This window comes from Chitinophaga pinensis, assembly GCF_007896845.1.
Classification (GTDB): Bacteria; Bacteroidota; Bacteroidia; order Chitinophagales; family Chitinophagaceae; genus Chitinophaga; species Chitinophaga pinensis_C.
The window spans coordinates 275,480-294,640 of sequence record NZ_VOHS01000001.1 but is presented as its reverse complement, the minus strand read 5'-3'; the positions used below and the strand labels follow the sequence as shown (position 1 = coordinate 294,640).

General features: G+C 44.9%; 18 protein-coding genes and 1 tRNA gene. 9 read left to right on the top strand and 10 right to left on the bottom strand.

Features of this window, described 5'->3' with window-relative positions; translation table 11 throughout:
- Positions 1-107: 107 nt before the first annotated feature.
- The gene (locus FEF09_RS01255) at positions 108-1,157 is read right to left on the bottom strand and encodes a COX15/CtaA family protein (RefSeq protein ID WP_146303108.1); all 1,050 of its coding nucleotides are present in this window, start codon (positions 1,155-1,157) and stop codon (positions 108-110) included.
- A 198-nt stretch (positions 1,158-1,355) separates the two neighbouring features.
- Between FEF09_RS01255 and FEF09_RS01250 the strand changes: the two genes are divergently transcribed.
- A complete protein-coding gene (locus FEF09_RS01250) occupies positions 1,356-1,781 on the top strand; it encodes a hypothetical protein (protein ID WP_146303106.1) in 426 nt (141 codons plus the stop codon).
- Between the two features lie 93 nt (positions 1,782-1,874).
- On the opposite strand, the gene FEF09_RS01245 is transcribed toward FEF09_RS01250, so the two are convergent.
- On the bottom strand, positions 1,875-4,916 hold the full coding sequence (locus tag FEF09_RS01245) for a glycoside hydrolase family 3 N-terminal domain-containing protein (protein ID WP_146303104.1): 3,042 nt from the start codon (positions 4,914-4,916) through the stop codon (positions 1,875-1,877).
- Between the two features lie 367 nt (positions 4,917-5,283).
- Between FEF09_RS01245 and FEF09_RS01240 the strand changes: the two genes are divergently transcribed.
- Both FEF09_RS01240 and obgE read left to right on the top strand, forming a co-directional pair.
- Complete coding sequence (locus FEF09_RS01240) at positions 5,284-5,871, top strand: adenylate kinase (protein ID WP_146303102.1); 588 nt, start codon at positions 5,284-5,286, stop codon at positions 5,869-5,871.
- Between the two features lie 156 nt (positions 5,872-6,027).
- Complete coding sequence (gene obgE, locus FEF09_RS01235) at positions 6,028-7,104, top strand: GTPase ObgE (protein ID WP_146303100.1); 1,077 nt, start codon at positions 6,028-6,030, stop codon at positions 7,102-7,104.
- Between the two features lie 87 nt (positions 7,105-7,191).
- Here the strand turns inward: obgE and FEF09_RS30565 are convergent, their stop codons facing one another.
- Positions 7,192-7,779, bottom strand: coding sequence for a hypothetical protein (locus FEF09_RS30565; RefSeq protein WP_186774143.1), 588 nt, complete (start codon positions 7,777-7,779; stop codon positions 7,192-7,194).
- A gap of 190 nt (positions 7,780-7,969) precedes the next feature.
- Here FEF09_RS30565 and FEF09_RS01225 point away from each other — a divergent pair, with 190 nt between their 5' ends.
- Genes FEF09_RS01225 through FEF09_RS01215 form a run of 3 tightly spaced genes read left to right on the top strand, consistent with a single transcriptional unit; the run spans position 7,970 to position 10,143 of the window.
- Positions 7,970-8,689, top strand: coding sequence for a hypothetical protein (locus tag FEF09_RS01225; RefSeq protein ID WP_146303098.1), 720 nt, complete (start codon positions 7,970-7,972; stop codon positions 8,687-8,689).
- Between the two features lie 38 nt (positions 8,690-8,727).
- Positions 8,728-9,474, top strand: a complete 747-nt coding sequence (locus FEF09_RS01220; protein ID WP_146303096.1) for a hypothetical protein — start codon at positions 8,728-8,730, stop codon at positions 9,472-9,474.
- A gap of 3 nt (positions 9,475-9,477) precedes the next feature.
- Positions 9,478-10,143 (top strand): DUF2306 domain-containing protein, encoded by a 666-nt coding sequence (locus tag FEF09_RS01215; protein WP_146303094.1) that lies wholly within the window; start codon positions 9,478-9,480, stop codon positions 10,141-10,143.
- Here the strand turns inward: FEF09_RS01215 and FEF09_RS01210 are convergent.
- The 3 genes from FEF09_RS01210 to FEF09_RS01200 all read right to left on the bottom strand — a co-directional run bounded on the left by FEF09_RS01210 (position 10,109) and on the right by FEF09_RS01200 (position 11,792).
- The gene (locus FEF09_RS01210) at positions 10,109-11,248 is read right to left on the bottom strand and encodes a TPR end-of-group domain-containing protein (protein ID WP_146303092.1); all 1,140 of its coding nucleotides are present in this window, start codon (positions 11,246-11,248) and stop codon (positions 10,109-10,111) included. The genes FEF09_RS01215 and FEF09_RS01210 overlap by 35 nt on opposite strands.
- A 106-nt stretch (positions 11,249-11,354) precedes the next feature.
- Positions 11,355-11,427 (bottom strand) — tRNA-Thr (locus FEF09_RS01205).
- Positions 11,428-11,480: 53 nt separating this feature from the next.
- Entirely contained in the window at positions 11,481-11,792 is a 312-nt protein-coding gene (locus FEF09_RS01200; protein ID WP_012788505.1) for a YbaB/EbfC family nucleoid-associated protein, read from the bottom strand.
- Positions 11,793-11,858: 66 nt separating this feature from the next.
- On the opposite strand from FEF09_RS01200, the gene FEF09_RS01195 reads away from it, so the two are divergent.
- The 3 genes from FEF09_RS01195 to FEF09_RS01185 are packed head-to-tail and all read left to right on the top strand — an operon-like array spanning position 11,859 to position 16,788.
- On the top strand, positions 11,859-13,106 hold the full coding sequence (locus tag FEF09_RS01195) for an NAD(P)/FAD-dependent oxidoreductase (RefSeq protein ID WP_146303090.1): 1,248 nt from the start codon (positions 11,859-11,861) through the stop codon (positions 13,104-13,106).
- 48 nt (positions 13,107-13,154) lie between these two features.
- Positions 13,155-14,216 carry a DUF2891 domain-containing protein gene (locus tag FEF09_RS01190; RefSeq protein WP_146303088.1) on the top strand — a complete coding sequence of 354 codons (1,062 nt, stop codon included), beginning with the start codon at positions 13,155-13,157 and terminating at the stop codon, positions 14,214-14,216.
- Between the two features lie 16 nt (positions 14,217-14,232).
- Positions 14,233-16,788, top strand: a complete 2,556-nt coding sequence (locus tag FEF09_RS01185; RefSeq protein WP_146303086.1) for a DUF3857 domain-containing protein — start codon at positions 14,233-14,235, stop codon at positions 16,786-16,788.
- 87 nt (positions 16,789-16,875) lie between these two features.
- On the opposite strand, the gene FEF09_RS01180 is transcribed toward FEF09_RS01185, so the two are convergent.
- Genes FEF09_RS01180 through FEF09_RS01165 form a run of 4 tightly spaced genes read right to left on the bottom strand, consistent with a single transcriptional unit; the run spans position 16,876 to position 19,057 of the window.
- Complete coding sequence (locus tag FEF09_RS01180; RefSeq protein ID WP_012788501.1) at positions 16,876-17,178, bottom strand: Dabb family protein; 303 nt, start codon at positions 17,176-17,178, stop codon at positions 16,876-16,878.
- A 33-nt stretch (positions 17,179-17,211) separates the two neighbouring features.
- On the bottom strand, positions 17,212-17,430 hold the full coding sequence (locus FEF09_RS01175) for a hypothetical protein (protein ID WP_146303084.1): 219 nt from the start codon (positions 17,428-17,430) through the stop codon (positions 17,212-17,214).
- Positions 17,430-18,410, bottom strand: coding sequence for a hypothetical protein (locus FEF09_RS01170; protein WP_146303082.1), 981 nt, complete (start codon positions 18,408-18,410; stop codon positions 17,430-17,432). Before FEF09_RS01170 ends, FEF09_RS01175 begins: the two co-directional genes overlap by 1 nt.
- On the bottom strand, positions 18,407-19,057 hold the full coding sequence (locus tag FEF09_RS01165; protein WP_146303079.1) for an ATP-binding cassette domain-containing protein: 651 nt from the start codon (positions 19,055-19,057) through the stop codon (positions 18,407-18,409). Before FEF09_RS01165 ends, FEF09_RS01170 begins: the two co-directional genes overlap by 4 nt.
- Positions 19,058-19,161: the final 104 nt, after the last annotated feature.

Here is a 19,161-nt window from a genome sequence, read left to right as displayed (position 1 = left end):
GGAAAAGAATAAAAAAACCTGACCAACAATGATTTCACTTTCATCCGATAAGCTTATTACAAATAAACTTACGAAAAACTTTAACATGTTATTGGCCAGATTTAACCTTATTCTCTGACCGCCTTATTTCTGCTGAGGAACAATGTCCATATAAGTGAGAGTAACAGCAGCATCCCTACGCCCTGATGCAGGATTGCCTGTGTAATAGGGATTTTAACGCGGCTGCCCAGTAAAGTCAGCACACCCAGCACCACCTGCAGGAATACCAGCAATAAAGGCAGATAACGTACACTCCGTAAAAGACTATTTTCACGGGCCTCCGCTGCTTTCCACCACCATACGATCACCAGAATAGTGATCAGATAGGCCAGTCCGCGATGTATAAACTGAATAGTGATCGGATTATGTGTAATATCTGTCAGGAAATTACCGGTGAACATCCCCATCGGCCACCACATACCATTGATATCGGGCCAGGTATTCGCATTGAGTGCCGCATGGAGTCCTGCCATGAAAGCACCATATATCAGCTGCAATGTTAGTAGTCCGAGCAGCAGCAGGTTAAACCTGCGCAGACGCGGTACTGCCAGTAACTGACGATTGGCAGTACTAAGTTTAAGCGCAAACCAGAACACATAACATAACAGCACCAATGCGGATATAAAGTGAACCGCCAGGCGGATATGACTCACATACAGATCTTCCTGATTAAGACCACTTTGTACCATGATCCAGCCGATAGCACCCTGTAATCCTCCCAGTATAAACAGGATGATCATAGGTTGTATCATAGACCGGTCTATCTTCTTCTTTGCTACGAAGTAAATAAACGGAATAATGAATACCACCCCCATCAGGCGTGCCCAATCGCGGTGGAACCATTCCCAGAAATAAATTGACTTGAAATCGGATAAAGTGAAGTGGTTATTCACATACTGAAACTGGGCAATCTCCTTGTACTTATCAAAAGCTGCCTGCCAGGCTGCCTCGTTCATCGGCGGTAAGGCCCCAAGAAGCGGCTGCCACTCGGTAATAGACAATCCTGAGCCTGTAAGACGGGTAATTCCGCCCAGTAACACCTGCACAATCAGCATTCCCACCCCTATATAAAGCCAGATAGCTACCGGCCGCTGCTTTTGTAATCTCGATTTTTCCATAAACGCCAGCAAAGTTAGGTATCAAATGACAATTAAGAATGACTTTCGTCATCATCTGGTTCCCGATTCATAATCCTATGTTAACCTGGCCGTAACCTTCCGTTAACTTAACCGTTCGATCTTTGCGGCGATTTAAGGAACCATGTATTAGCTAATACGTACAGACAAAATCAATAACAACAACAAACAAGTATTGTCATGAAACGTACACCGTTCATACTAGCCGCTATCCTCATTAACTTATCTTTTGCGAAAGCCCAGGCGAATGCCTATGCATATAACGAAAGCAAGATCAGCATTGTTAATAACGACGAGACCCCAGCCCCTGTAACAAGCTTCAGACTCAAAGTTGCTCAGGTGAAACCGGAGGAGCTGATTTTCAAAATTACCGTTGAAAATCCGGGTACTGAAAGAGTAACACTGAGCATCAAAGATGCCAACAATTACACACTGCATCAGGAGTCTCTACCAGTAACGATGTTGTATGTCGCAAAGTTCAATATGCAGGAACTGCAGGACGGCACTTACACCTTCGAAATCAGAAGAGGTCGTAACAAGCTGGCAGAAAAAACAGTAGACATCAGAACAGAAACAAGCATCAACAGAACAGTATCCGTACAATAGATATTGGTTTTATAAAAAATAGTGCCGGATGAATGGCCACTAAGGGCATACTTCATCTGGCACTATTGCCTATTTATCCCGTTTTCCCTATACCTATTTCTTATCTTCCATCGCTTCGTACAGCACTTCCATTATATTCTCGCGCACATGCTGTGTGATGAGTCTTTTATTATCTCCTCCTGCAGGACATACCCTGTTGCTCAGGAAGATGAAAACAAGCTGCGATTGAGGATCTACCCATATACAGGTACCGGTAAAACCAGTATGGCCATATGTAAGCGGAGATGCACTCTTTGCAGGATAAGCTTCTCCTTTTTTACCATTGGTCTTTTCCGGCTTATCAAACCCTAATCCACGACGGCTGATATTGCTGCTATATGCAGTGAACAATTGCAGTGTCTCTGATTTGATATACTGTTTTCCACCATACTTACCCCCGTTCAGCAACATCTGCATAAGGATCCCCAGATCTTCTGCATTGGAGAATAAGCCGGCATGTCCTGCCACTCCACCAAACATAGCGGCACCCGGATCATGCACATCTCCCCTTATCCATTGACGGCGGAAGATTGGTTCGTTTTCAGTTGGCGCCAGCTGTGATAACTGAAAACGTTCTCTTGGACGGAAACCGGTTGTGGTCAATCCCAGTGGTTCATAGAAAGTTTCTCTTACGTAACGGTTGAGTTTTTTGCCGGTGAGCTGTTCTACGATCTTTCCGAGGAAGATAAAGTCATTATCACTGTACACGTAACCCTGTTGTGGTTTCAGCGGACTTGTAAGAATACGTTTGTACATGGAATCCACATAATCAGATTTCATATACAGGTGCTCTGCTACCCTTACGGAATACACCGAATCCGCATATGCGTGGAATAACGTAGTATCAGGGAAGCCTTTGGCATCCACAACGTCTTTGTAGAAAGGAATGAATGATACCAGTCCGGCCTGATGCAGGAGAATATCGCGGATACGGAGTCCGGCTTTGTCTGTGCCGTTCACCCATGGCAGATAATCACCCAATTTTGCATCAAGACTCAGTTTTCCTTCATCATAGAGGCGCATCACAGAAATGGTGGTTGCGCAGATCTTTGTAACAGATGCCAGGTCATACAAGGCATTGGCGGTAACTGGTTCGCGTTTACTATAGTCAAAGAAACCGAAAGTCTTGTCATACACCACTTTACCATTCTTCAATGCGAGGATCTGACAACCCGGAGCTGCTCCTTTAGCGATCATATCATTCGCCAGTACATCTATTTTCTGTAAGGTCTGACTGCTCATACCTACGGTTTCCGGCTTTACACGCTGCAATTCTTCTTTTTCTATCACAACCGGCGCTGGTGGTGGCGGGGCTATAATACCAGTTCCATACGGGAAATTAGCGCATACGGTGACCGGCAGTTTACCTTTTGCCTGCTGCTGCCCAAAGAGAATAGCAGCTGCTGTACGCTGTGTTGCATCATCGTCTTCGTAGGCAGCGATGATAGTAGGGCCGTCACAGAAATACTGGATCGCATATGGATTTCCGAATACCACTGTTGCGGAAGGCATTTCCCGTTGTAATTGCTGGATCAGTAAACGTTCCGCTGAGCTGATACCGAAGTTATTTGCCGGACGGCGACCATAGTTATGTAAACTGATGATCACTGCCTGATAGTCTTTCTTCAGGCGCTCTACCACCTGCGGTACCTGTGTTTCCGCCTGACGGGCGGTGAAGATGAAGGAATTAACATCAGGTCGCAGTGTTTTTACCGTTTGCAGAAATGCGTTATTAACATCCGCCCCTACTGCAATTACAGCCAGTTTGCCCGGCGTAAGCTGGTTAAATGGAATGAGGTTGTTGTCATTCTTGACCAGCGTGATCGCCTGACCGGCAATACGTTTGGTCAATGAATCTGTACCCGCATTAAGATCGGCAGTCAGGTTACTGACATCGATCACCTGTGGTTTATTAAGCCCCAGCTTATATTTCGCCAACAGGACTTTTTTCACTCTGGCGTTTACCTCATCCCAGGTAATATCCCCTCTTCTGATGGCGCGTTTGATGGCTTCCACACTACCAGCTGCGGTAGAGGGTAGCATCATCATATCATTGCCGGCCAGCAGTGAGCGGGCAGCTTCTTCTCCACCGGTATAAAATTTCGCGATTCCTTTCATTTCAAGAGCATCTGTAATGACGATGCCTTTGTAGCCCAGCTCCCCTTTCAGGTAGTCAGTAATGGCTTTATGCGAAATGGAGGTGGGTGTATTAGGTGTACTGTCGAGTGCCGGGATGTACAGATGTGCCATCATGATGCTCTGTACACCTGCTTCAATCGCTTTACGGAATGGGTACAATTCCAGTGAATCCAGTTGAGCCCTTGACTTACGGATCACCGGCATATCCAGATGAGAGTCTACATCGGTATCACCATGACCGGGAAAGTGTTTGGCAACGGCCATTACGTTCTGATCCTGCATGCCTTTGATGACCTGCACACCCATGCGGGCTACCTGAAACTTGTCCTGCCCGAATGAGCGATCATTGATGACAGGGTTATTAGGATTGTTATTCACATCCATATCCGGGGCATAATCCACATGGATACCCAGACGGCGGCATTGCATGGCCAGCTGCTTACCATATTCGTAAGCCAGGGTGCTATCCTGCATCGCACCCAACATCAGGTTGCGTGGCAGGGAAGTCACACTGTCCAGACGCATGCCTAATCCCCATTCACCATCGATGGCGATCATGAGCGGAGTTTTGGCAATAGACTGGTAGTAATTGGTAAGATTGGCCTGGCGAACGGGGCCACCCTGGAAGAAGATCAATCCTCCGATCTTGTTGTTCTGAATGTCTTTGACTACTTTTTTCACATGATCCGCCCCGAGGTTAGAGTGGGCCCGGATCATAATCAGCTGGGCAATACGTTCATCATCATTCAGGGATTCAAAGACACTGTCAACCCAATGGGTGGCAGGATCTTCCTGCCTGATTTTTACCTTTCTGCTGACAGGCTTGTTGTCGTTTACTTCCTTTGACGCATTTTGTTTCACTAAGCGTGGCCCGGGACCTTTCCCCGGAATGGCCATCAGCACACTCCCACCCAGGCATAAAAAAGAGAGACCTAAAATCGTTAATTGCTTCATCATCATCAACTAAACTTACGAATTATTACTCCATAGCGCATGACTTCTATCACTATGGGTGGAACATTTTATGTTTGAACAGGTAATATTTTTTTACTAGATAATTTCACCTGCGGCAATTATCCGGCAGTAGAAATGTTTATATTTACGTTAACCTGTGATATGGCATGAAAGCTTGTAAACCACTTCCGTTGACCACTTTGCATCAACAGTGAACTTCTTAAAAATAATCCATTATTTACAGCAAATCATTAAAACATATCTAGGAAATTTCTTAAATATTTCACATTATTCAAGCAATCGCAATTTTAGTTACCAATACATTCAATTGTTTGCTATATTTGCAGTCTTGCTAAAGTATTCTTAAAACATGGTCAATATCATTTTATTTGGCCCTCCCGGTAGCGGTAAGGGCACTCAGAGTGCTAACCTGATTTCAAAATTCGGGCTTATTCACCTGTCTACCGGCGATCTGCTGCGTAGCGAGATTGATGCGAAAACACCACTTGGCCTGGAAGCAAAAAAAGTGATGGACCAGGGTATACTGGTACCTGATGAGGTTGTGATTGGCATGATCAGCTCTAAACTGGATGCTAACCCGGAAGCAAGAGGCTTTATTTTCGACGGATTTCCCCGTACTACTGCGCAGGCAGAAGCACTGGATAAGCTGCTGTCCCTGAAAAAGACGGCTATTTCCAATGTTTTGGCACTGGAAGTTCCTGAAGATGAATTAATTGCGCGTCTGTTAAACAGAGGTGTCACCTCCGGTCGCAGCGACGATGCCAACGAAGAAGTAATCAGAGCTCGTATCGTAGAATACCATAATAAGACTGCACCTGTTGCAGACCACTATGCCAAATATGGTAAGTTCAAGAAAATCAAGGGTGAAGGCTCGGTTGACGAGATCTTTGACCGCCTGAGCAAAGAAATAGAAAGCCTGGTAGAGGAAAAAGTTTAATCTCCCGGTCCACATATTTTCAAACGCAAAGATTGTAAGTAAGCATTTTAGCACGCAAAAGCGTAGTTAAAGTGGCTGAACTTAACGATCTTTGCGTTTTCGTATTTAACGCCGGTCTGTTTCAGACTGCGTTACATTAAGCATAAATCGAATACTTTGGAAAGAGGCAACTTTGTTGATTACATAAGGATCTTCGCAAAATCCGGCAAGGGTGGCGCAGGTAGTGCACACTTCATGCGTACCAAATATAACCCCGAGGCGGGTCCGGATGGTGGAGACGGCGGCCGTGGCGGCCACATCATTCTGAGAGGAAACTCCCAGTTATGGACTCTGCTTCACCTGCGTTGGTATAAAAACGTGGTAGCGGAAGATGGTGGCAACGGTAGAGACAATAACAGTACCGGCCGTAACGGGGAAGATGTTATTATTGAAGTGCCGCTCGGAACCCAGGCATTTGATGAAGAAACCGGGGATCTTGAAGCTGAAATTCTGCAGGATGGAGAAGAAGTGATCTGGATATCCGGTGGACAGGGCGGTCGTGGTAACAACTTTTTCAGATCTGCCACCAATCAGGCGCCGGATTATGCCCAACCGGGTATGCCAAGCGTCGAGGGCTGGAAAGTACTCGAACTGAAAATATTAGCGGATGTAGGTCTGGTAGGCTTCCCGAATGCGGGTAAGTCCACCCTGCTCTCTACTATCACAGCGGCAAGACCTAAAATTGCCGATTATGCGTTTACCACCCTCACTCCTAATCTGGGGATGGTACCTTACCGTAATGACCGCTCATTCGCTATTGCCGATCTGCCGGGTATTATCGAAGGCGCACATGAAGGAAAGGGACTTGGACACCGCTTCCTTCGCCACATTGAAAGAAACTCCGTACTCCTTTTTCTGATCCCGGCTGATAGTGCCGATCACAGAAAGGATTATGATATTCTGGTGAATGAGCTGGAACAATACAACCCTGAGCTGCTGGATAAACAATTCCTGCTGGCTATCAGTAAAAGCGATATGCTGGATGATGAACTGAAAGAAGCGATTGCCGCAGAGTTGCCAGCTGATGTACCGGTTGTGTTCATTTCATCTGTGACCCAACAGGGACTTTCTGAACTGAAAGATATGTTATGGCAGGCGCTGAACAGCGATGTACAACCAAGCCGTAGCCGCTTGATCGAAGAAGAGGAAGAACAGGAAGATGATGAGGACTTCGAAGAAGAAGCAGAACATTAATCGCAGATCTGACCAGATCAGTCTTTTTATAAAAGAAGAGGCGTCCATCAATGATGGACGCCTCTTCTTTTATAAGGTATGTAATAATTAGTCCTTCAGGTTCAGGTATTTCTTCACCTCTTCATAGTTATTCCAGTCAATTTTCGCTTTACGCGCTTCTTCTCCACCTGGGATCAGCACATAACGGTATTGCTGGTATTTAACGCCCTGATTATCCTGAACTGTACTGATATCGCCATTGGAATACAGTTCAATAGTATTCAGATAGAAGATCGGATTGATACTCAGATTAGAATAAATATTGAAGTACGGTAATGGTATAACGGTCGGATCAGCAGCGCTGAAGCCATTGAGATATACTTTGATCTCTCCGTTCGTCAGCATATTGAGGTCAAGTTTTGCTACCTCTATCTGTGCAAAATACCCAACGGTATCAATACCGCCGCCACTGGTATGAATCGTATCTGCTTCATATGCTACGTCCAGCCAATCTGAATAGATCACATTCGCGGAACCCTCGGGGCCTTGTGGACCAGCAGGACCGGCAGGACCAGCGGGACCGGGAGCACCTTGTTCTCCCTGTGGACCGGTATCCCCGTCTTTACCACAGGAAACGGTGAGCATAGCAAATGCCAGCGCAAGGCAAGCGATAATGTTGAAGGACATTCGTTTCATGAATTTAAGTTTTGGTTGTTATAGAAATTTTGGGTGTTGACTAAAGCTCAATTGTTTAATTTGATCAGGGCAGCTACACTAAACTATAACGGGTTTGCAGATTAATAGTTCTGATAGAAATGATTTCCGGGATTAAATATACAAAACAAACCGGGAGTTTTGAATATCTTGCTATACAGAAATTATTGTCATGAATGAAGGCGCCATGAGCAATCCTGAACAGGTTACAGCCGCCCTGAATGCCCACTTACAGGAGAAATTGGAAAGAACCGGCTGTACAAAAGGCCGGCTTAAGGCGGAATTGACTTCTACCCTTCTGCTCTCCCTCAGCTGTATACGAACCCGTGATAATAAATCCATGCTGATATGGGATTTCGATTATCCGTTACAGAAAGCCATCCGGGATTATCTGGAAGCCTGTGGTCCTCAGACAGCTATCCTTCAGGTAGATATCGATCTGACAAAAGAAACCTTTCTTTACACTCATCTGTCCAAAGCGCAACATGAGCGACAAAAACAGGTGGCAGCCAGAGAAACAGAGAGAGAAATACAGCAACGACAGAAAGAGCTGAAACAGCACCTCGCCGCAGATACACAGCCTATCGGAAAAGCCCTTGCCGAAAAAGTAGCGAAGGCACTGCTGCACGGTAGTATCGGCTACTCCCACAGAGATTATTGCGGTATGGGACTGGAATACCGTGATAGCCGGTATCATTACGGCGAACTATGGGACGGCGGCATGCATAACCCTAAACAATCCTTTGACAATCAATCATCATTTATACAGTGGCTGAGCCAGCAATCCAATGCTTCTTTATCTAATATCCACCTGAAAGATGCTTTCTATTGGGGAAATCAGGTGATCACCCGTGAACGACTGGAACAATTTCTTCAAAACGGAGGAGCATAAAGTCTGCTTTTATTACTTACTTTACAAAAAAACACCCTGTGAAATACGTTATTACAGCATTCCTTGGCGCATGCTTACTTAGCGCATGCGGCTCCAAAACCCCGGCTACAGATGCCGCTTCTACAGATAGCTCCGCCGTTGAAGTCCCTGTTGTAGGAGTAAAAACGCCTATGGAGGCACGCATTATGGGAACATACAAAGGAGACTTTGGTGGCAGCCCGATTTATATTACTATCAACTACTGCAGCGGATTCAAAATAGCAGGCTACAATACGCACAAAGGACTCAGAAGAAATCTCAGTGGCACTATTACTGACAACGGCAGCTCATATGCGATCTCGTTGTCAGAACCCGGCGACCATGAGTTTGATGGTGTGTTTACGATAAAAATGGATACCTCTCTGGCGACAGCGGCCGGTTCGTGGAAGCCAACCAATACCAAAAGTCTGACGACAAAGACTTTTGTACTCGAAAAACTGTCTAAAGACATGAACGATCCCGGCTTTTATTCGGGCAATCATTGTGACATTGAATTTCGTAATGATGGTAACTGTGAATTGAACTATTACGACAAAATCACTGATTCTACCTTCTCAGGACAGATGAATACCGTGAAAGGAACCTGGGAGAAAAGAGGAGAATATCAGCTATTTGTCAACTGGGCGTCTACCAGCAACTATCCTAATCGCTCCACCGTTTTTGTAGCAGATGGCGATACGACAACCGGTGAGGCAGATATGACAGAGATCAAAGGAGATAACTTTGTCATGTACGCCAACTATTAATAGATGCCATTAAGCAGACGTATTCTCTTTTATCTGTTCGCAGCCGTTATTCTATATACCTGCTGGCTGATGCTACTATTAAGCCTGCCTTACACGTCATTTGACCGTTATGTAGATTTTCTGATCACTAAACAACTGGTGTATCACATCCGGCACTGGCGTGTCAGCTTCTATGTACATGTCTTTACGAGCGTCATTGTACTGCTTACCGGACTCATTCAATTCAGCATTTATATACTAAAAAAATTTCCCGGCCTGCATCGCAGGTCCGGGAAAATATATGCATTGGTTATACTCGCCTTTAGTGGTCCTTCCGGACTGATTATGGGGTTTTATGCCAATGGAGGTCTGCCGGCAAGGATCAGTTTTGTAATACTGGCTTCCCTATGGCTGCTCTTCACCTTTCTGGGCTGGCGTTATGCCATGCAACGCAATTGGAAACGGCATACTGACATGATGATACGTAGTTATGCACTTACACTCTCCGCTATCTCTCTTCGTTTCTACGCTTTCCTGATCGGTTATTTTAATATGCCTATTCACCCTGTACAGGCATATATCCTCATTTCCTGGTTAAGCTGGACATTGAATCTGCTGATTGCAGAAGCTATTATCCGCCGGGGACCGGGTTATCTTAAAACCTCATTCCCAGCAGTCCGTCCTTCTTAACAAAGTGACCATCACCTGAAATAGTATAGAATTCTTTGTTGAGGAATTTGCTTTCCACCAGCTCATTGTCCTCATATCCTTCTTCTTCCGGGTTCTTCTTGTAAACCTGCGTAAACAGTCCTACTTCAATATCTCCATTTTGAGACAGTTTCGCTACGCGAAATGGTTCCGCCAGTTTCTTATGTCCGCCGATCAGCAGTTTATCGATCAGTTTCCCATGATCGTCATAGCTCACGATATAGTATTCCGGAGGAGGTGTGCCACCCATGATGACGTTGCGTACAGCGTAGATCAACGTTTTAATGCTGTCACTGTTTTTTGCCAGACCTACGTGATAAAATTCAAAGCCTACTTCGCGGGAGAATTTTGCATTATCTCTCATTTCAGCAACGAAACGCTCGTACTCATAGGAAATATAATCTTCCCCTAGTTTATCGCCATAGCGCTCGTCGAGTACCAGTGGATAGGAAACCTGTTTGAATTCATGCCAGAACAGATTCCATTGCAGTTTTGAAGGATCTGTAGCGCCACTGATGGCAGTGGTCACGGTTGTATTAAAACCATATTGACTGCGAAGAAACTCAAGATCCTTATCAGCATAGATATTTTTAATGTTGCTGTAGCCGAATTCAATGGCAGACACCAGATAATATTCAGCTGATTCACGATCTTCTGCTCTGGAGTATACACAGGCGAGGTTATACAGTACTTTGGAGGTAGGTTTGTAGTCCAGCGCTTCTGCAAGCTGATAAGCGCTTGCTGCATCCGCAAGTTGATGCTGATCAGCGAGGGCATTACCTAATTCAAAATAAGCTCTTGCCTGTGGTTGCTCCAGGATCGCCTGCTTAAACAACGCAATTGCTTTGGCAGCGTCCTTCTTATTGCGGTACATGTCTATCCCATCGAGGAAGTATTTGTCCGAAACCTTATTCTTTCCTTTGCTGGCTTGCGCAGCCTTTAAAATAACATCTTTCTCAAAGAGCTCTGCCTCACTGAGACCAGCAGATTTTCCGGGTTGTTCTTCCGTGTTTGTCTTTGTCTTATTTGTTGGGGAGGTGCAGGCGAAAAGAGAGATGCCCACAGCCAGCAGCAAAACATATCGCATAGGAATATACTTTATAGGATAAAGATAACAACTAGTATTAATATATCGGGGTTAAACACAAAAAACCACCGGTAGTGTTACCGGTGGTTCAATTTCATTGCTACAGAGCCAACCATGGGAATCGAACCCACGACCTACAATTTACGAAACTGTTGCTCTACCGGCTGAGCTAGATTGGCGTACAGTTATCGCAATATAGATCCATTGACCTGAAAGCGGACAGCGGTCTGGTTTAGAATAAGCCGCCGAGAGGGCCCAGCATACCGCCAGCAATACCTTTCATTTCAGATTCCCATGCATTCTCTGCGTTTTTCAGAGCACGGTTCAGTGCAGTAATCAGCAGATCTTCCAGTTCTTCTTTATTATCTTTTTCCAGCAGATGTTCTGCCACATCGATACTTTTTACTTCGCGGTTACCGGTTACAACTACCTTCACAGCGCCGTCGCCTGCTTCTCCATCTACAGTGATATGAGAGAGGCGCTCTTTACTTTCTTTCATTTTAGACTGCGCTTCCTGCAGTTTTCCAAATAAGTCTCCGAACATGGTCAGTTGATTTTAGGCCGCGAAGATATCCCTCTTTTCTTTATCTTAACAGTTTAAATGTACAGGATGTTGGAAACTAAAGTATGTATTGTAGGCGCAGGTCCTGCGGGAGCTGCAGCCGCCCTTCAACTGGCACAACTCGGTATTCACTGTGTAGTGGTAGATAAAGCTGTTTTCCCCCGGGATAAGGTATGTGGAGATGGTTTGAGTGGAAAGGTGATCACTGCATTGAACAAAATAGATCCTGCTATTGCAACACGACTCAAGGAAGCTAATTTCAAAGTGAACAGCTGGGGCGTCACCTTCGTGTCTCCCGGAAGACATAGTCTGGATGTAGGTTATCGTCCCGATTACAACAGCAGCAATCAGCAACACAAAGAGACGCCCATCGGTTATGTATGCAAGCGTATTGACTTCGACAATTTCCTTGTTGACGAGATCAGACGCAGGTCTGAAATCACCTTACTGGAAGGAGTAACTGTTGACAAATATGAACTGAAAGAAGATGGTTATTATGTAACCGGCAGTAACGATTTTAAAGTGAAGGCGGAGCTGTTAATCATCGCCAACGGCGCACACTCTTCTTTCACCAAAGAAGTAGCGAATATTACCATGGAACCTGAACACTATGTGGCAGGTATCCGCGCTTACTATAAAAATGTCAGTGGCAACAACCCGGATAATTTCATCGAACTGCATTTCCTGAAAGAGCTGTTACCGGGCTATTTCTGGATCTTCCCATTACCCAATGGCGAAGCAAACGTAGGAGTAGGCGTACTGAGTGAAGCCGTGCGCAAAAAGAAAATGAATCTGAAGAAGTCGATGCTCGATATCGTGGCAAATGACCCTGTCTTTAAAGAACGTTTCAAAAATGCGGAACTGGTCAGCGGCATAGAAGGTTATGGTCTTCCACTGGGTAGCAAACAACGTGTCATTTCCGGTGAGCGTTATATGCTGGTAGGTGACGCCGCATACCTCATCGATCCTTTCACAGGGGAAGGTATCGGTAATGGACTGTATTCAGGCAGAATCGCAGCCTTACAGGCAGCAGAAGCCCTGAAGGCGAACAACGTTTCTGCTGCACAGCTGGCGAAATATGATTCGGAAATTTACCGCATACTTGGACCCGAGCTGAAGCTAAGCCATCGTCTTCAGAAGCTGGTAAAATATCCGTGGCTGTTCAATACCCTGATGAAGATCAGCAGCCGCAACAAACAGCTGCAGGAATTATTGTCCTGCATGTTCTATGAAGTAGACCTGCGTAAGAAACTGGCCAAACCATCCTTCTACGTAAAATTGTTATTCAATCGCTAAACAGTGAAGAAAAAACTCATTCTCCTTTCTCTTATAACCGGCTTTCTCATGCCAGCATCATTTGCACAACAGGCATATTATACACGCAAAAGCAACGGCTTACTGGACCTTACAGCCCAGGGTGCCGCACATCTGGCCGAATTACCGCTCCGCTGCATGCAGCAGGAGTTTCCTTATAAAACAGGTGTCGTATTTTCTGACAGTTCTCTCGTGATCAATCCGCGGAACTATCACCCGGCATTTTATGGTTGCTACGACTGGCACAGCAGCGTGCACGGCCACTGGATGCTGGTACGATTGCTCAAGTCGTTCCCCGGCATGACTAAAGAAAAAGAGATCATTACCAAACTGTCACAAAACCTGACGGCGGCTAATATCAAACAGGAACAAGCGCTGTTTAAAAACAAAGAAAATAAAGGCTTTGAACGTATCTACGGCTGGAGTTGGTTACTACAGTTGCAAAGGGAACTGCTGACCTGGAATACACCGCTGGGAAAAGAACTGGCGACCAATGTACAGCCACTGGCTTCGCAGTTTGCTAAAGCATATGTTGATTTCCTCGGTAAACTGATGTATCCTATTCGTGTAGGAGAACACACAAATCTTGCTTTCGGTCTTTCTCTCGCGTGGGACTATGCTGTCACCGCAAAAGACACCGACTTACAAAACGCGATCCGTCAGGCAGCGATCCGTTTCTATGCAGCTGATAAGAATTGTCCTGTTGCGTGGGAACCAGGTGGCTACGATTTCCTTTCTCCCTGCCTCGAAGAAGCAGACCTGATGTGGCGTATACTGCCGGCGGCAGAATACCAGCAATGGATCAAAGCATTCCTGCCTGATTTATTTGCCAAAGATATTACCGCATTTAAGGTAGCGCAGGTAAAAGACCTCACCGACGGTAAACTCGTACATCTGTACGGCTTAAATCTGAGCAGGGCCTGGTGCCTGTACGGCATTGCACGTCATACAACAGAAAACCGGGACGCAATTCTCCGGTTGGCGAATCTGCACCTTGAAGCCGCCATCCCGCACGTAGCCAGCGGCGATTATGCAGGAGAACACTGGCTGGCTTCCTTCGCAGTATATGCGCTGACCACAGAGAACAATTAATGCCTATTTTATCCCTATGCACCGGATACTTCCGATCCTTATCTTATTCATATGTTGCGCTGCTGCCAGGTCCGGCGCGCAGCAAAAAAACTTTTCTATTACACCGGAACCCTCCTGGCGGGTTCCCTATAAACCGGATCTGAAGCAGGAGCCAGATGCCCGCGATGTCAGTAACGGTTATTATATGCTGCTGTTTGAAGAACAACAGCATGTAGAACAATCAGCTATATACCGGCACGAAATCAAACAAATCGTCTCCGAAGCGGGTATTCAGAATGCCGCAGAGATCAAGGTTGATTATGACCCGGTGTACGAAAAGCTGCTCTTTCATAAAATCCTTATCAGAAGAAAAGGAAAACTGATCAACCAGTTGCAGGCATCCAAATTTAAAATACTGCAACAGGAAGACGATCTCTCCCGATTTATCTACAGTGGTCTTTATACCGCTTACTATATACTGGAAGATGTACGCAAAGGTGACCAGATAGAATTGGCTTATACCATCGAGGGTAACAACCCGATATTTGAGCATAAATTTACCAGCCTTTTTTATCTCGCCTCTCCCAGTCCTATTGTTAATTTTCATAGAAGCATCATTACAGATCCTGCCAGAGAGATCTTCTTTAAGACCTTTAATGGCGCTCCTATGCCTGACCGGCAGATGGTCAATAATATGCAGGTCTATAAATGGGAAATGACCAATATACAGGCCCCGGAAAGTGAAGAAGATGCTCCCAGCTGGTATGACAACTATCCGACCGTACAGGCAACAGAATACAGGGACTGGATGGAAGTGATCAAATGGGGTGACCGCGTTAATAAAATTCCCCCTCCCGGTGCAGCACTGAAAGCAAAGATCGCAGAACTGAAAAGAGAGTCACACAAGAACAAGGAAACGTACATGCTAAAAGCAATCCGTTTCGTGCAGGATGATATCCGTTATATGGGCATCGAAATGGGAGAATACTCTCACCGTCCCAATACACCGGATAAAATACTTATGCAACGTTTTGGAGACTGTAAAGATAAATCTCTGTTACTGGCCACAATCCTGAAAGCGAATGGTATTTACGCCAGTATGGCCTACGTTGATTCTTACAATAAGGGACGTGTGGCAGACTTCCTTCCGGCACCGGATATATTTGATCACGCAATTGTGTATGCGAGACTAAATGACAAAGATTACTGGATTGATGCCACCACAAGTTTCCAACGGGGTAACCTTGCAGCGCTGACCATTTCCGATTTTCAACAGGGACTGATCATTGATCCGGCGGGCAAAAACGGGTTTACACCCGTGAAAAATATTGCCAATGGTAAAACCGTCGTACATGAACATTTTCAGCTTCCTTCTGACCAGTCCAATGCCGGCCGACTTTCCGTCACATCTGTCTTCACGATGCAATATGCAGATGACCAGCGTGACCTGCTTGCCAATAGTAGCCGGAAGGATAATGAGAATACATTTCTAAACTATTACAAGAATATTTACGGTAGTGTGAGCATTGATTCTTCGCTCCGCGTGATTGACAATGAAGATGACGACCGTATAGAAATAAGAGAAAACTATCTGTTACATACACCATGGAAAACAGACAGTGCCAGAATAAACCGTATCGACTTCAACGTAAAAGCAAATCTGTTACGCGATGTTTTACCTGCTTATGCAGAAGAAGAGGATAAAAAAACAGCGCCACTGGCAATGAGATATCCATTTTCACAGGATTATACTATTACTATAGAAATGCCATCTGCATGGAGCATTAATGAAGAAGAACTGCACATCAAAAATCCGTATTACGCGCTTCATTTCGTTCCTTCTGTAAGAGATAATATCGTTACACTACACTATACTTTTGAAACCTATCAGGATCACATTCCTGTCAACTTCCTGGATACTTATATCAAAGACCGAAAGAAGATAGATGATTTCCTGGGGTTTGTTTTTTACTGGGACATGGAAGGAAAAGCTCAGAGCGAAGCGCCTTCTCAGGGTATCAACTGGTTTATCATCGGATTGACTATTTTCTTTGCTGGCGTGTTTACGCACCATGCACTCCGCTTCTATAAAATATCATTTCAGCCGGCGCAGGCAGCCTACTACCCTCCTGCTATTAATGGTTTTCTGGTATTGATCGCCATCGCTATTTTCCTGATGCCGGTAAAGACATTTTATACGTTGATCAATATGGATATTTTCAGCAATAATATCTGGTTACAGCTGGACAAACTTACTAACGCGACACATAGTACTTCGTTGCTTCAGCTATTGTTGGTAACGGAACTGGCAGGCGTGATATGTATGCTTGTTTTTAATCTGTTGCTGGTCTCTCTTTTACTGAAAAAACGCGATACTTTTCCGAAGGCATTGGTTGCATTTATTATCTTCTATCTGCTGTTCAATCTGGCAGATATTCTGGTGTTTAACTATGTCTATGAAAGAAAAGGCTGGGCGGATGCATCTGTTCAGATCATTATGCAGTCGTCCATAGTGGCTGCCGTATTGATCCCCTACATGCTAAAATCAAAGCAGGTGAAAGAGACCTTTATTATGCCTTACGAAAGCAATTAAAAGTATATCATAATCGCTCATCGCAAATAAAAAACAGGCACTTCTATGAGGTGCCTGTTTTTTATTTGCGATGATTAGTGAGATTCATCAGATTGTTTCAGAATCATAGATCAGTACCTTTTCCCACAGGTGTTTGCAGTTTTCTACAAATGCCAGGTGCACAGGATGTTGCTGATAGATATCGTGGCCTGCTTCATCATTGAATACGGTCAACTCACAATAGCTATAGCTCTTATCAATTACAGGACGATCGGTTGCTGCAGGCTTACCTACGTTGAACATCACCAGTGATTCAATCGCTTTCAGAGACTGTACGCCTTCTTCGAATTTCTTGATATCTTCTTCTGAAAGACCTGGCTTCAGCCAGAAATTTACAACGTGTACAAACATCTTCTTTATAGTTTAAGTATGTGAAACAATTTATCAGCTGATTGCATTAATGTTCTTCCGTATATTGATCCTGTTGACAATATATACCAGTCCAATAACGATGACAGCTGCAATACCGGTACCAGCAGCGATCCATGGAGAGATGACCATATCATATCCGGCCAGCTGTTTTGAAGCCCACCATTGCAAGGCAGCTACGAGCAGCAATGCAACAATACCTATAGCAATATACAAAGGCACGAACTGACGCATCAGGTATCGTTGTAACTGACGAGGAGCAGTACCCAATGTAACCAGTAGTTGTATTTCTTTTTACAGCTTGCAATCACCAGCTGAACGAACATGCTGAAAACCAGCAATGCAAACAACAACAGAATCAAACCGAAGAAGCCGATAACAGATACGATGGTCTGTACGATTAATTTTGTCTTACTGTATTTGATCTTGTCCTGATTAGTATTATATCCTTTATCGTCCAGATATTTAACGAGTGCCGGGTTAGATGGATCCTTCGTTTTGATGATCACACGGGAAGGAGATGCAACCACTCCATTACCAAACTTCGCATTCGCCCATTCCATAAAACTGCCGGGTACCAGAAAACTAGATATACGGTCAGAAAACCCAACAATACGTCCTGTAAATTCCTGCGTCAGTAAACCCTGTGAGATTGTTATTTTCATGGGGATTGCCTTCACTGTTTCCTGTGAGATCTGTGGCAGATCCTGACTCAACGCAAAACCAAAGTTATAGAGGTTGAGAAAATCGTTTGGCAGGATAATAGGGATGGTATTATCAGCAGGTGTCCATTTCCATTCTTCATTTTTCACATCGATAAAAGTATCTGGAACGGATTCAAAGAACATATCTGTGTAGAAATGCAGATCACCGGGTGCGGCAGCGGTTACTTTATACTGATTGGAGGTGATAAATCCGAATGCCTCCACAAAGGATTGTTGCTTGATATCCGCAATTTCAGCAGCGGTAAACATGCTTTGTCCACGTTGTCCCATCATTGCGTTTGTGATCTTTTTATTGATCACAAGAAAGTCTGCGCTTTCATTCGCGTTCTGCTGACTGTATAACAACTGGTCAAAGTCGGAATGAGCCTGTATTGCGATCAGGAGCAAGATCATGGCAATGCCTAATCCGCCGGTGGCCATTATAAGACGGGACCTGCCAATACCGGTCTGAATAATTTTTTTGAGTAACTGGTAAAAGGATGGCATCATAAGTTATAATGTATATCATATGCAAATCTGGTATCGTTATCCAGATCTGTTAAAATAAATCCTGCTTTACGCGCTTTACATTCTTCTGCGATGAGCTGTGCTGCACGTTGTGCATTTTCCTCATCCAGATGACTGAATGGTTCATCCATGATCAGCCATTGAAAAGGTTGTACCAGTGCCCTGATGATTGCCACACGCTGGCGTTCGCCATAAGAAAGCGTACGTCCGCTCTGATGCAGTATATGCGTGATATTCAGTTTTGCGGCCATCTCTGCTACTTTTTCAGCTGTGCAGTAGGGTTGACCGTTCATTACTCTTTTCAATTCAATATTCTCTCCGGCGGTTAACTGTTCGAATACACGCAGGTCCTGAAATATGACACTTATCCGTTCCTGACGCATCGTGGCAATGGTAGCTTTGGAATGCGCTGACCATGGCTGACCATCCACCAGTACCTGACCTGTATAATCCGTTCTGATATGATACAGGTAATGCACGAGTGTCGTTTTACCGGTACCCGAAGGCGCTTTTATTTTGATGAAATTACCCGGGGTAAATGTTATCTGCCTGTTCCAGACGTCTGAGGATCGTTGCAGGATCTTGTCCCGCAACGGAACAGGCACCAGGTTATCTAACTGTATCTGCATGTAACTGGTGTTCTTGAAATGATGACTCAATATAGAGCTTTTTCCAAATGAAAATGTCCATGGTGGTTGTACCCTCCATGGACATTCCCGTTATCTTCTGTAAT